At 44.6% G+C, this 13,355-nt stretch carries 11 protein-coding genes and 3 pseudogenes; 3 read left to right on the forward strand and 11 right to left on the reverse strand.

Going from position 1 to position 13,355, the window contains the following annotated elements; translation table 11 throughout:
• The first annotated feature begins 14 nt into the window (after nucleotides 1-14).
• Nucleotides 15-1,135: pseudogene (locus OGM16_05070) on the forward strand (sodium/proline symporter).
• A 76-nt stretch (nucleotides 1,136-1,211) separates the two neighbouring features.
• Here OGM16_05070 and OGM16_05075 read toward each other — a convergent pair.
• The 7 genes from OGM16_05075 to OGM16_05105 all read right to left on the reverse strand — a co-directional run bounded on the left by OGM16_05075 (nucleotide 1,212) and on the right by OGM16_05105 (nucleotide 8,366).
• Nucleotides 1,212-1,535 carry a cupin domain-containing protein gene (locus tag OGM16_05075; GenBank protein ID UYJ47645.1) on the reverse strand — a complete coding sequence of 108 codons (324 nt, stop codon included), beginning with the start codon at nucleotides 1,533-1,535 and terminating at the stop codon, nucleotides 1,212-1,214.
• Nucleotides 1,536-1,571: 36 nt separating this feature from the next.
• Nucleotides 1,572-2,315: an SDR family oxidoreductase gene (locus OGM16_05080; protein ID UYJ47646.1), complete on the reverse strand. Its 744-nt coding sequence runs from the start codon at nucleotides 2,313-2,315 to the stop codon at nucleotides 1,572-1,574.
• Between the two features lie 15 nt (nucleotides 2,316-2,330).
• Nucleotides 2,331-3,623 carry a TRAP transporter large permease gene (locus tag OGM16_05085; GenBank protein ID UYJ47647.1) on the reverse strand — a complete coding sequence of 431 codons (1,293 nt, stop codon included), beginning with the start codon at nucleotides 3,621-3,623 and terminating at the stop codon, nucleotides 2,331-2,333.
• Entirely contained in the window at nucleotides 3,616-4,122 is a 507-nt protein-coding gene (locus OGM16_05090) for a TRAP transporter small permease (GenBank protein UYJ47648.1), read from the reverse strand. Before OGM16_05090 ends, OGM16_05085 begins: the two co-directional genes overlap by 8 nt.
• A 26-nt stretch (nucleotides 4,123-4,148) precedes the next feature.
• On the reverse strand, nucleotides 4,149-5,213 hold the full coding sequence (locus OGM16_05095; protein ID UYJ47649.1) for a TRAP transporter substrate-binding protein: 1,065 nt from the start codon (nucleotides 5,211-5,213) through the stop codon (nucleotides 4,149-4,151).
• A 134-nt stretch (nucleotides 5,214-5,347) separates the two neighbouring features.
• Nucleotides 5,348-6,892 (reverse strand): response regulator, encoded by a 1,545-nt coding sequence (locus OGM16_05100; protein UYJ47650.1) that lies wholly within the window; start codon nucleotides 6,890-6,892, stop codon nucleotides 5,348-5,350.
• Nucleotides 6,882-8,366, reverse strand: coding sequence for a histidine kinase (locus tag OGM16_05105; GenBank protein ID UYJ47651.1), 1,485 nt, complete (start codon nucleotides 8,364-8,366; stop codon nucleotides 6,882-6,884). The genes OGM16_05100 and OGM16_05105 overlap by 11 nt, the downstream gene beginning before the upstream one ends.
• Nucleotides 8,367-8,531: 165 nt before the next feature.
• Here OGM16_05105 and OGM16_05110 point away from each other — a divergent pair.
• Nucleotides 8,532-8,703 (forward strand): annotated as a pseudogene (locus tag OGM16_05110) (IS110 family transposase).
• A 75-nt stretch (nucleotides 8,704-8,778) separates the two neighbouring features.
• On the opposite strand, the pseudogene OGM16_05115 reads toward OGM16_05110, so the two are convergent.
• Nucleotides 8,779-9,582: pseudogene (locus OGM16_05115) on the reverse strand (gluconate 5-dehydrogenase).
• Between the two features lie 134 nt (nucleotides 9,583-9,716).
• Between OGM16_05115 and OGM16_05120 the strand changes: the two are divergent.
• Nucleotides 9,717-10,442, forward strand: a complete 726-nt coding sequence (locus tag OGM16_05120) for a transposase (GenBank protein UYJ47652.1) — start codon at nucleotides 9,717-9,719, stop codon at nucleotides 10,440-10,442.
• A gap of 145 nt (nucleotides 10,443-10,587) precedes the next feature.
• Here OGM16_05120 and OGM16_05125 read toward each other — a convergent pair whose 3' ends face one another.
• The 3 genes from OGM16_05125 to rplI form a co-directional block, all read right to left on the reverse strand.
• Nucleotides 10,588-11,259: a helix-turn-helix domain-containing protein gene (locus tag OGM16_05125; protein UYJ47653.1), complete on the reverse strand. Its 672-nt coding sequence runs from the start codon at nucleotides 11,257-11,259 to the stop codon at nucleotides 10,588-10,590.
• A 148-nt stretch (nucleotides 11,260-11,407) separates the two neighbouring features.
• The gene (gene dnaB, locus OGM16_05130) at nucleotides 11,408-12,766 is read right to left on the reverse strand and encodes a replicative DNA helicase (protein ID UYJ47654.1); all 1,359 of its coding nucleotides are present in this window, start codon (nucleotides 12,764-12,766) and stop codon (nucleotides 11,408-11,410) included.
• A 73-nt stretch (nucleotides 12,767-12,839) separates the two neighbouring features.
• The gene (gene rplI, locus OGM16_05135; GenBank protein UYJ47655.1) at nucleotides 12,840-13,286 is read right to left on the reverse strand and encodes a 50S ribosomal protein L9; all 447 of its coding nucleotides are present in this window, start codon (nucleotides 13,284-13,286) and stop codon (nucleotides 12,840-12,842) included.
• Between the last annotated feature and the right edge of the window lie 69 nt (nucleotides 13,287-13,355).

A 13,355-nucleotide genomic window follows, 5' to 3' on the forward strand; every position in this document is an offset into this window, starting at 1 on the left:
CAGGCTTTGTAGGGATCATCCTGATTTTCTTCATCCCTTATACGGCTTCCGGATTTAAGGCCGTAGGCACCTTGTTTAACAGTCTGTTTGGCTTTGACTATCATGTCTCCATGATTGCAGGCGCTGCCATCATCATCGGATACACTGTCTTAGGCGGTTTCCTGGCTGTTTCCACCACAGACCTGATTCAGAGCGTAGTTATGAGCATTGCACTTATTATCATCGTCTTCTTCGGCATCCATGTAGCTGGAGGCTGGGATGCCGTGATTTCCAACGCCCAGTCCCTGGCAGGGTACTTAAGCATGACCAGCATGCACAATATGGCAGATCACACATCCTCTCCATACAGCCTGCTGACTATCTGCTCCACTTTAGCCTGGGGCCTTGGATATTTTGGCATGCCTCACATCCTGCTGCGGTTTATGGCTATTGAGGATGAGAACAAACTGACTCTTTCCCGGCGCATCGCTTCTGTCTGGGTAGTGATTTCCATGTTTGTGGCCATCTTGATCGGTATCATCGGTTACAGCGCTTCCGTGCCAATGCTGTCCACCAGTTCCCAGTCTGAGACCATTATCATTCAGTTGTCCGGACTTTTAGGACAGAATGGTTTCCTGCTTTCCATCATCGCTGGAATCGTCCTGGCAGGCATTTTGGCTTCCACCATGTCCACGGCAGATTCCCAGCTGCTTACAGCGGCTTCCGGCATCTCCCAGAACCTGCTTCAGGACTTCTTAAAGATTAAGATGGACACCAAGACCTCCATGCGGGCCGCCAGACTTACCGTTATCGGCATTGCATTGGTGGCTGTTGTCCTGGCATGGAACCCTGACAGTTCCGTATTTACCATCGTTTCCTTTGCCTGGGCCGGTTTCGGCGCATCCTTTGGACCTGTAATGCTGTTTGCCCTGTTCTGGAAGCGCAGCAACCTTCCAGGTGCCATCGCAGGCATGGTAGCCGGAGGCGTCATGGTATTTGTCGGAAATATGGCATCAAGCCTATGGGCGGTATCTGGGGAATCTACGAACTGCTCCCGGCATTCCTGGTGGCCTGTGCGGCAATCATCATCGTTTCCCTGGCCACTGCAGCACCTTCCAAGGAAATCTGCGATAAGTTCGATTCCATCGGGAAATAATAGGACATAACATTTCCTAATAAAGCAAAAATCCCTGACCACAGTTCATAATCTGCATGGTCAGGGATTATCTGCTTTATTCCAAAAAATCTTCCCTTTGCGGTGTAAAAATATCCAATATCACCGCGTCTTCCAGCGCTGTCGCACCATGAAGAACTCCAGGAGGTACATAATAGGTATCCCCCCTTTTCAGTTCATAAACTTCTTCCTCCATCGTATATTGAAAAGAGCCAGATAAAATGTAACTTACCTGTTCATGAGGATGCCGATGGGCAGTCCCTACTGCGCCCTTCTTAAAAACAGCTTCAACAATCATCATATTACCGTTATGAGCCAAAATCCTTCTTGTAATTCCTCCTCCGATGTCCTGTCCCACCACAGTTTCATACTTTACTACCATGTCGTTCTTCTCCTTATCAATGCATTGACATATCAATCAAAGCATCATCTGTCCACCATTGATTTGAACCACCTCGCCTACCAGATAAGAAGACTGATCTGAGGCCAGATAATACATCACATCCGCAACCTCTTCAGGCCGTCCCATGCGTCCTGCAGGAATTGCCTTTACAAAACTTTCCAAAAGTTCTTTACTACTGGCAGCGTGGAAAGCTGTATTGATTGTTCCCGGGGAAACGGCATTCACGCGGACGCCTGCCGGAATCAGTTCCTTTGCCAGTGCTCTCGTCATAGTCAGAACCGCTCCCTTTGCTGCCGCATATACACCTGCTCCGGGTCCTCCACCATTATAAGCCGCAATCGTGGTAATATTAATCATAGTTCCCTTTACAGTTTTCAGATAGGGGATACACTCTCTAGCAGCAAAAAATGCTCCGTTCAGGTTCAAATCCATCACCCGATTCCAAAACTCAGTTTCCATACCTTCAAAAGAAGATCTGCCTCCCAGGCCCCCCGCGTTGTTAATTAGAGTGTCAATCCTGCCATATGTATCTACGGTCTTCGCCACCATGGCTTTGACTTCCTCTTCCTTCGTAGCATCACCCGGAAGAAAAATTGCTTCATATCCCTTATCTTTAAGTTCTTCCAATGCTTTATTCCCATTTTCTACGTTATAATCATTGAAAGCGATAGCATACCCTTCAGAAGCAAATTTGAGACATGCCGCGTGACCGATTCCAATTGCAGCGCCTGTAATAAACAATACTTTTTTATCTATCATAATTCCATCTCCTTCTTATTTTAAAAGCAAATTCGGTATAAACAAAACCACCTCTGGTACAAAAGTTACCAGCATCAGCACTGCCAGCATCGCTGCATAAAACGGAAACAGTGATTTTGTTAACTTTTCCATGGATATTTTGCCGATGGTACAGCCCACGAACAGCACCGCGCCCACCGGAGGCGTACAAAGTCCGATTGCCAGGTTTAACACCATCATGACACCAAACTGAATAGGATTCATTCCAATACTCTGAATGACCGGCATCAGGATTGGAGTAGTAATCATAATCAACGGTGCCATATCCATAATCGTTCCCAGTGCCAGCAAAAGCAAGTTGATTAAAAGCAGTACTACAATCTTATTGTTGCTCACACCCAATAATGCACCTGTAATCAAGGCAGGAATTTTCAGATAGGCTAAAAACCATCCGAATGCATTGCAGCATGCCAAGAGTGCCAGAACCGTCGCCAAAGTCCTCAGTGCATTAAGCAAAATCTCATCCATCTTGCTAAGAGGAATCTCTCTGTAAATAAAGAATGTTACAATAAACGCATACAGGCAGGCCACCGCAGCAGACTCTGTTGCTGTAAATATCCCACCGATTACACCGCCGATAATAATCACTGCAGTGAGCAATCCCAGGATTGCACTGCTGGCAATTTTGATTGCTTCCTTAAAAGAAATCTTTGCTCCCTTAGGATATCCTCGCTTGACAGCAATAACATAACTGATAATCATTAACGCCATCCCAAGCAAAACGCCGGGAAGCATGCCGCCTAAAAACAACTGTCCCACTGACACGCCTCCAGCTGACACTGCAAAAATAATCATGTTATGGCTGGGAGGAATAATCAGTCCCTGGCAGGCGCTGGTTATAGTCACATCCACCGCGTAGTCAGTATCATAACCACTATCCTTCATCATAGGAATTAACAAGGCTCCGATAGAAGACACATCTGCAATCGCAGAACCGGAAATACCGCCAAAGAACATGCTTGCTAAGATATTTACCTGCGCCAGACCGCCCCTCACTCGGCCTACCAGTACATTGGTAAATTCAATAATCCTTCTTGAAATACCTCCTGCTCCCATTATCTCTCCTGCCAGGATAAAAAATGGGATGGCTAACAGGGAAAAAGAATGGATTCCTTTGACCATCTGAACCGCCACGCTCATCAACGGTACCTTCAGGTAAAAAGAAGTCAAGATTGCTGATGTCAGAAGCGCAAACGATATGGGCGTGCGCAGGATGAGCAACAGGATAAAAGACCCCAAAAGGATTGTAATGCCAAGATAATCAACCATGTTCTGTACTTCCCTTCTCCGTTTTTTTCTGTTCAAACCGCAATCCAGTCAAATTTACAAAAGAAAAATAAGCAATCAGAATTCCTGAGATTGGTACCCCGCCGTACAGCATGGCTGACGGCAGGTGGGTCGCAATCATGAGATTATTCATAGTGCTTTTGATCAGGCCGATTCCAAAATACAGGAGAACGATTCCCATAACCATCAGCACTGCATCTGTAAATTTCAGTACCGCTCTTTTTACTGGTTCCGGTAAAATATCAAAAAACACAGTCACACTCAAATGAAGCCGATGTTTTACACCATAGGCGATACTAAAAAACCCCATGTACACCATCATCATCATGGTGATCTCCTCAGACCAGCGAATACTGCGGTTTAACACATAACGGTAGAACACATGAATACAGATGATAATTGTCATGACTACCAGCAGGATTTTTGCAAGAATCATACACAAATCCAACAGTCTGTTAAAAAAAGCATCAATATATTTCATGATTATTCCCCCATCATTAGAAGCAACTACTGCATATCGATAATAGCCTGCAGAGTATCCATATAGTCACCTGCATATTTTTCGTACAAGGGCTCTACTGCCTTCACAAAACCTTCTCTGTCTTCCAGTTCAGTCACTTCAGAACCTTCAGCGATTACGTGCTCCATCGATTTGTTCTCAATCTCGTCGTATTTTTCTCTCTCCCACAGTTCTGACTCCTTAGCACATTCACGTAGAATCTGCTGATCTTCCGGGGACAGTTTATCAAATACCATCTTACTACATACCAGGATTTCCGGCGGAGCCGTATGTCCATCTAAAGAGATATACTTTGCCACCTCGTAATGGCTGTTCTGATCATAGGACACCCAGTTATTCTCCGCACCGTCAATCACTCCAGTCTGCAGAGAACTATAAACTTCACCGAATGCCATCGGAGTAGCGGAGGCACCCAAAGCCTCAACCATGTCCACGATTAACTGACTCTGTGTGGTTCTAATCTTTAATCCTTTCATATCTTCCACAGTCTTAATCGGACGTACTGAGTTGTAGAAGTTCCTTGTTCCTGCATCATACAGAGCCAGTCCGACAAAATTTCCTGCCTCCACACTACTCAACAATTCAGTACCAATTTCGCTGTCTATCACCTTATGCATATGATCCGCATCGGTAAATAAATATGGCATCTGAAGCAGATTAAGAATCGGAGCAAATTCTGTCATCGGGGCAAAGTTTGCACGTGTAAAATCAATTGCTCCAAATTGTACCTGCTCCAGAATTGCCTGCTCGTCTCCACCCAACTGCCCTCCGGTGAATACCTCAATTTTTATCCGTCCATCTGTCCGTTCTTCTACTAAACGGGCAAATTCGATGGCTCCCATGGTAGCTGGATAAGTCTCAGTCTGAGTCTCAGCCAGACGAAGTACAATGGTTTCTTTTGAGGCAGTTTCTGTCGCCTTTTCAGTTGTCTCCTCTTCTTTTGCGGCTGCTGTCGATGTGGTGGTCTGCGCAGGCTTAGAACCAGCACCACAACCTGTCAGAGATACTGCAGTCAATACTGCTGCCAAAATAAATGACATTCTTTTTTTCATTTTATTCCCCCTATTGGTTATTTTATTGATAAATTAATTATAGACGACAATGAGTGCAAACAAAATGCACACACTTGTCGTCTACTATCAGATTTTTGTTGTATATTTTATCCATTTTTTGTCTTTACAAAGCCTTAACACATTTTTGTCCTTTTTGCACTTTTTTGGTATACCGATGGCGGAACCCCTGTCTCTTTTTTGAAAACCCTGCTAAAATATCCTGCCTCACTGTAACCTACGCTACGGCCCACCTCTTTCACACTGGCTTGTTCGTCATGCAGCATCATCTTGGCCTTTTCAATACGGACTTTTGTCAGATAATCCACAAAATTCATCTGAAACTGCTGCTTAAACAACTTGCTGAAATAGTAAATGGAAAATCCCGTATGACCCGCCATGTCTTCCAATGTAATATTCCTGCTGTAGTTTGCCTGGATGTAATCCTCTGCACGAGACGCCCAAGCAGTATCCATCATACTTTCCTCTGCAATCAGTGCATCCACCACATGCTCCACATACTGGGAAGCCAAACTCATAATCTGTTCTCGTCCGGACTCCCCGCTCATCTGCTCAAAAAGGGTAAAGACCGGCATAATTTCCAGATTCTGCGGCAAACTCCGGTTAATCACCACAAGCAACTCATAGATCTTCATCATAGGCTCCATGTCTTCTTCAAAAAACTGTTCCATCAACTGTTCTAGATAAAGCATGGCCTCGTCGTAATTACCTGTCTTCAAATAAGCGATCAGTTTGCGCTCCTGCTCCCTTTGAGTCAGTTTTGACTCCCCGTTCCCTATTTGATGCCGGTGGATATGGATTCGTTTATCACTGTTAATATTCCTTTTTGCTTCCTGGAACGACAGATAGATATTTTTCAACTTGGAAACTTGGATTCCTACGGCAACTTTCACCTGGATACCAGACTCTTCCGCTATGACACTAAACCGTTTAAACAGCTCCTTATACCAATCTCGACTTCTACTCTCATCTGTCAGGAGCAACAAATAAAAGTTATGATAGTGTTCGCAATAGCAAATTCTACCATCCAGTTCCAGGCGACTGATACACCTTTTGCACAATTTTGCAGTTGAATGTGGATTTTCTGGCCCCCTGGCCTGTGCCCTGACCACAACTCCCACTCCATAGTGGAACTGGATACCCAGTTCCTCCATCTGCGCCTGGATCAATTCCTCGTCTGCATTGTTACAGGCAATGGCTGAAACTAGTTCACCTTCCATGTATTGTTCTGCACGCCGGACTTTCTTTCTGTTTTCCTCATCGTCTATCCGCTTTCTGATCCGTGACTCTACTTCCCGTGTCGCTTTTTCCAACGCCTTCACCACATCCTCGTCGGCTGCCGGTTTCACAAGGAAATCTGCAGCCCCGATATTAACGCTTTCCTTCGCATAGGTAAAATAAGTAAATCCAGTCAGCATAATGATGTAGCAATCCGGCAAAAATTCCAGGATCTCTTTGCCCGCCTCAATTCCATTCATAATCGGCATTTTTATGTCAAGAAACGCTATATCCGGCCTAAATTCCCGTGCCATCTGCACGGCATCCCTACCATTTACCGCCTGCATAATTTCCACCCGGGTACCCAGTTGCAACACTATGATGCTCTCCAGTGCCCTGCGCTCCAACTGTTCATCGTCGACTATCAATATTTTATAATTCATTCTTCTCCTCCGTCATCTGTGGGAATAAAATCTCCACAATCGTCCCGTACCTTGGACTGGAATACAGCCTGCAGACTCCTCCCGGATACAGGCCGATTCGAGCCGCTATGTTGGACAGACCAATCCCCGTCGTATGGCCTCTCCGCTTTTCGTCATTTCCAAGCCATATTTCTCTGAGACGTTCCCGCTCAATCCCACAACCATTATCGCAAATCCTAATGCGCAGAAAACCGCCGCGACAGGAAACATCCACCAGAATCGTACCGCCGAATTCTAAGTTTTCAATCCCATGAATGATTGCGTTTTCTACTAAAGGCTGCAGAGTCATGCTGGGAATCAGGTAATCACTGTCCGTTTCTTCGACCCGCACAGCATATTGTATCCGCTCCCCAAAACGATGCTGCTGAATATAGATATATTTGGCCACAATCTCCAGTTCTTCTTCCACTGTGGAAAGACGATTAAAATGATCCAGATTGTACCGGAACAAGTCTGCCAGATTACGAATCAATGCCGTTGTCACATCCGGTGTCTCGTACTGAGCCGAACGTGAGATGGAGTTTAAAGTATTAAACAGGAAATGAGGATTAATCTGGGACTGAAGGGCTAAAAGTTGCGACTCCTTCAAAAGTTCATCCATGCGGATATTTTTCAGTTCCTGCTGATGGAGCCTGGCTTCCACCTGGGATTTTTGATTCAGTTCTTCAATCAGGCGGCGGATGTCATCCTTCATTCTATTAAACGCCACAGCCAGTTCCCCCACCTCATCCCGGCTTGCCACCTGAATGTCTTCCAGTTCAAAGTTACCCTTTGAAATTTTCCGGGTATATTCTGCCAATTTGCATATCGGACTTGTCACCGTCTCTGACAGATTAAGCGCTGCCAAAAGACTGATGAGAACACTTCCGACCAAAAATACCCTGGTCATAGCCTCTATATTGGCGGCCTTCCTCTCCAGCCGTGCATATTCTTCCCCATCTTTTTCCAGAAGGATATTCTGATATTCATTCAGGTATCCATTTAAATATTCCTGGATTTTCGATGCCTGATAATATTCTATATAAATAAAATCCTCACTGCCACGTTTTTTGCGGACTGTAATATCACTTTTCTGAAAAAAGACCTCCGCTGAATTAGTGATAGCATGAATCATATACCATTCCGCCGGATTGTTCCGCTCATTAGTCAATTGGCTAATAAAAGCCAATACTTCTCCTTTTTCTGCCTCATATGCGTCTGCAGCATCTTCCTCCCCAATGGAATAATACTCATCCAGCCTCAACTTTGCATTTTTTAAAGATACGGAAATCTTGTTAACACGGTAATGCTCTGTCTGACTGACATTATAAAATTCAATCAGATTTTTTACCTCATGACGATAGAACAGATTAGCGACAAAATTGGCGATTATGACCAACAGAAAAATCACAAATAGTTTTACTTTCAATGACAATCCCTGATAGTACTGTTTCATTACATCTCTCCCCCCATCAGTCTCATTCTGCCCTAAAATAATACTTTTATTTTATCTTCTCCACTGCTAAATAGCAACTAATATATGGGAATCCTATATAAAAAATAGGTTTTGATAAAACCAGCACATCGACAAGTCAAACGCCTTCAATAGTATAAATGATGCGAAATGGAATGGACTGCCAATCTCCTTACACACGGTCTGCTCCAGGCCAGTTATACCCCCAGACAAAGACCAGCGCGAGCTGCGGGAACTTGTCCGCTACCGCAAAAGCCTTGTTGGGGAGCGCAAACGTGAACTGAACAGGCTCCAAAAGATGCCGGAGGGAATAAATATATTTCACAGTAAGCAAAAACAGGAGCGTCTCCCCAAAGGAAGACGCTCCTGCCTGTTTATCAGATAACAAATATAATTATGAAGGCTGTTTGCCGATGTAAGCCTGGATACCGCCGTCTACGTACAGAATCTGTCCGTTTACGAAATCGGAAGCCTCAGATGCCAGGAATACTGCTGGTCCGCCTAAATCGGAAGCCTCGCCCCAACGGCCTGCCGGAGTCTTGGAAACGATAAACTGGTCAAATGGATGTCTGGAGCCATCTGGCTGTCTCTCACGCAGCGGTGCAGTCTGTGGAGTAGCGATGTAGCCAGGTCCAATGCCGTTGCACTGAATGTTGTACTCGCCGTACTCAGATGCGATGTTTCTGGTCAGCATCTTCAAGCCGCCCTTTGCAGCTGCATATGCAGATACGGTCTCACGGCCGAACTCAGACATCATGGAGCAGATGTTGATAATCTTTCCATGACCTTTCTTGATCATGCTTGGAATAACTGCCTTGGATACGATGAATGGAGCATTTAAGTCAACATCAATAACCTGTCTGAAGTCTTTTGCTGACATCTCGATCATTGGGATACGTTTGATGATACCTGCATTGTTTACCAGGACATCGATTACGCCCACTTCCTGCTCGATCTGAGCAACCATTGCATTAACTGCGTCCTCGTTGGTCACATCTCATACATAGCCATGAGCAGTGATGCCCTCTTCTTTGTAAGCAGCAATACCCTTGTCCACCAATTCCTGCTTGATATCATTGAAAACGATGGTTGCGCCAGCGCCGGCCATAGCCTTTGCAATAGCAAAACCGATTCCGTAAGATGCGCCGGTTACCAGAGCAATCTTACCTTCCAGGGAAAAATTAGTCTTGTTGTCCATGATTCCTTCTCCTTTTCTTTTATGAACTTTGTACCTCTTAAAGGGGCTGTGAAAAAACATAGCCTATAAAAAAGAAGGACCAAGGGTTCATAAAAAACCCCAAGGTCCTCTTTTTGTGTTAGAATTAACTTGCGATGAAAAATCTAACTAATACTTATTCTAATCCAAAACAGGCAGTTTTGCCACTATTTATTCAAGATTATCTGGACATTTGTGATCCGGTGCTGACATTTGATCGATTTATGGGAGAAATCGATTTGGAGAAATACCTGAAGGAAATCACGAAACATGAGGTGGGAAGACTTCGGTATAACCCGGTCAGTATGCTAAAAACAATCCTGTTCGGATTTATGACAAATGGATATGTCTCTCTTCGTGAGCTGGAAGACAGCTGCAAAGTGAATCTAAGGTTCATATATCTGATGGATCATAAAGCCCCGTCCTATCGGACTTTTGGATATTTTATCAATGAGATACTCAGCGATTCTATTGAGAAACTATTCTGTGATATCAATCAAAAAATTTTTGAGAAAGAACATACGGACCTGCAACATTTATATATTGACGGTTCTAAGTTTGAAGCCAACACAAACAAGTATTCCTGGGTATGGAAGAAAGCGACTGAAAAATCCAGATACCGCCTGTTTGAGAAGATCACTTCCCTGTTTCAGGAAATTAATCTTGAGCTTCAATACACGGGGATAAAGTTCAGTATTAATACGGAATACTCGCCAGAATACTTAAAGGAAGCCGCATCGAAATACGTAGAAATCTGGCAGTTGGATGAAACAACGTTTGTCGCTGGTAAAGGACATCGAAAGTCCGTCCAGCAGCGCCATTATGAAAAACTTAAGTTATAACACATCTCCTTTCTTTTTTCGATATTTTTCATGGTCTTAAGGAAATCGCAAGTTCCTGTACGGTAATTATCTCAAAAAAGGACAAACCGGATCCTGTCATCTCAGTGACAGTGTCTGGCTTGTCCCTCTTTTTTAAACTTTTTTCTTAACTTCTCTTTTCCCTGTGAAAAAGCTTCTTAGCACCACGTCCAAAGCGTTTCCGCTTAAAAAATGGTACTTTCGCTGCAGCCGCTTCTTCCTGTCCGCTTTTCTGAAAAGAGCGGATCGTTTCATCCAGCATGCGGAACCGTTCCTCTTCTTTCTGATTGGAATCCTTTAAAAGCAGCTCCAGTTCGCCTGCCAGCCGCTCTTTTACAAGACAGCTGATATCCTGGCTCAGCTTCTCGTTATTCACTTCCAGGGCACGTCCGATGATCAGGTTCATCATCTGCTGAAACTGGGCCATTTTTTCCTCTGCGCTGGCAGAAAGAGGCATGCCTTCTCCTGCTGCAACCATGGCTGTGCTTTCCTCTTCCTTAAGTTCTTTTAAAGCTGCATCCATATCCTGCTCCAAAAGTTCGTCAGTCAGCTCTCCTTCCAGCTTTCCGTCCTTTTTCATCTGCTCCAATGCATGCTTGATCGCCTTCAACTGATATCCTTTTTCCTTCAGGTTTTTCACCTGTTTAAACAGCCGGATATGAAAATCCGTATAATACCTGTGCCCCATTTCATTTCGGGGGATCCCAAGCTCCAGTTCTTCCTCCCAGTACCTCAATACATGGGCTTCCACATCCACCTTCCTGGACGCATCTGATATAAGATAATGTACCTCATCCATAGCCATTCTCTCCTTCATATCACGTATCACTCTGATTAACTGCGGCTCTTTTTGCCGCCGTTTATTATCAATGTATGCGTTGAGAATCACTATTATGACTAAAAAATAAATGGCACCTGCACCAACTGATGCAAGCGCCAAAATTCTATTATCCTTCCTGATTTCCTCCCTGAGGGCGCACCGCATTTACAAACTTGGTGTATTCAGGCTTCCAGATCAGGTTTACAGTACCAATAGGGCCGTTTCGTTGTTTTGCGATGATGACTTCGGCCTCGTTGGGATGTTCAGTATCTTTGTTATAGTAATCATCACGGTATAAGAACATAACAACGTCCGCATCCTGCTCAATGGCTCCGGACTCTCGAAGGTCAGAAAGCATAGGGCGATGGTCGGTACGGGTCTCGCAGGCACGGGACAGCTGGGATAAGGCAATGACCGGGGCGTGAAGTTCTCTGGCTAACGCTTTTAAGGAACGGGAAATATCGGAAATTTCCTGCTGGCGGTTGTCATTTCCCCCTTTACGGCTTCCGCTCATCAGCTGTAAGTAGTCGATGATAACAATACTTAAGCCATATTCCAGCTTCATTTTCCTGCACTTGGAGCGCAGCTCAGAAATAGAGATACCTGGCGTGTCATCAATGATCAGCTTGGAATTACCGATAATACCAATACCTTCCACAACTGCATCCCAGTCAGAATCTGTCAGAGTACCTGTTCGCAGCTTCTGCGAGTCTACATTTGACTCCATGGAAAGCATACGGTTTACCAGCTGCTCCTTTGACATTTCCAGGCTGAATACCATACATGGCAGGTTCTTACGCACAGAAACATAGTCAACTACATTTAAGACAAAGGCCGTTTTACCCATAGACGGACGTGCTGCGATCAAAATAAAATCTGAAGGCTGGAAACCGGACAATTTGTAATCCAGATCAATGAATCCGGACGGAATACCTGTAACGGTTCCCTGGTTTTTATATGCATCCTCGATTTTTTCCAGTACATTGATAGCAACCTGCTTAATAGGCACAAATTCCTGTCCGCCCTTATTCTGCAGCAGGTCAAAAATAGACTTTTCCGTATCTGCCAGAATATTTTCCAATGGTTCTTTTCCCGCATAGCAGGTATTCGCGATCTCTTCTGTTGTCTTTATAAGCCGGCGCAGGACTGCTTTCTCACTGACAATAGCAGCATAGGACTTTACATTGGCCGATGTAGGCACAATAGTAATGATATCCCGGACAAAATCCAGGCTGCTGACCTCCGGCGGAACCTCTTTTTCCTTTAAGCGGTCCTGAAGTGTTACCAGATCTACCGGCTTTCCTTCATTAAACAGTTCCACCATGGCATCAAACATGATCCCGTACTGCTGCTGATAAAAATCGCTGCCCGTGATGATCTCCGATGCAGCGATTACCGCTTCCCTGTCCATTAACATAGAACCTATAACAGACTGTTCCGCCTCTATACTGTGAGGAAGCACCCGCTTAATAAGGGTCTCTTCCATAAAAATTATCTCCTTACATTTCCGGGCTATATCCCCCGGGCTGTCTTATCGTTAATGTTCTCCCGGAACCTTTCTATGCTTCCACTACCTTAACTGCCAGTTTTGCAGTTACCTCTTTGTGAAGCTTTACAGACACCTCAAAGCTGCCAATAGCCTTGATCGGTGTATTTAATACGATCTTCTTCTTGTCGATCTCCAGTCCCAGCTGATCCTTAGCTGCTTTTTCGATCTCCTTAGAAGAAACAGCACCAAATGCCCTGCCGCCTTCACCAGCCTTGATAGAAACAGTTACAGAAGCATTGTTTAACTTCTCTGCCAGTTCTTTGGCTGCCGCCAGCTGCTCAGCTGCGATCTTTGCATCATTTGCTTTCTGAAGCTTTAAATCGTTTAAGTTCTTGGAGGTCGCTTCTACGCCTAACTTCTTTGGAAGGATAAAGTTGCGTGCGTAACCATCATTTACCTTTACAACCTGTCCTTTTTTACCTAATGCCTTTACATCTTCTAATAATACGATTTCCATTTTACAAAACTTCCTTTCTATGTCTGTATCTATCTAAATCTAATCTGTATCAGATCTATACCTGGTATA

The sequence above is a fragment of the Lachnospiraceae bacterium genome (genome assembly GCA_025758065.1).
GTDB lineage: Bacteria > Bacillota > Clostridia > Lachnospirales > Lachnospiraceae > Enterocloster.